General features: G+C 75.8%; 1 protein-coding gene. It reads right to left on the reverse strand.

Annotated features, from left to right (window positions below; genetic code table 11):
* Positions 1-390, reverse strand: a 390-nt coding sequence (locus tag ADK55_RS39855) for an AMP-binding protein (protein WP_159041466.1), incomplete at its 3' end; no start/stop codon positions are given.
* Positions 391-528: the final 138 nt, after the last annotated feature.

Genomic DNA, 528 nt, shown 5'->3' on the forward strand with positions numbered 1-528 from the left:
GTTCCACACCGGAGCACCGATGGACGCCGAAGCCGAACCTGAAGCCCATGCCGCCGCCGAACCCGATGCCGCCGCCGACCCCGAACTCGAACCCGAACCCGAACCCGACTCCGCGCCCGGACCCGCCACCACTGCGGGGCAGTCCGCCGCCGTGACGTCCACGGCCGCCTCGGTCGGCCCGTACAGGTTGTGCAGGGCCGGCCGGTCGGGCCGCTGCGCCCAGGCCGCGGCCAGGGACGGGGGCAGCGCCTCACCCGCGAGCAGCAGGTGCTCCAGGTCCGGCAGTCCCTCGCCGGCACGGTCCAACGCCTCGGTCAGCACGGTGAGGAAACCGGGCACCGTCTGGATCTGCGTGATCCGTTCGGCGCGCAGCCAGCCGGCCAGCGCCACCGGGGCGTGGCGGGTCCCCCCGGGGCGGGCGCCCCCCGCCACGAGCCGGTGGGGGTGGCCCGGTGGGTGCGCGCCGGACGGAAAACGGAGATCCAGACGGTGCCCGGGTTCCTCACCGTGCTGACCGAGGCGTGGGAC

The sequence above is a fragment of the Streptomyces sp. WM4235 genome, assembly GCF_001279725.1.
Lineage (GTDB): Bacteria > Actinomycetota > Actinomycetes > Streptomycetales > Streptomycetaceae > Streptomyces.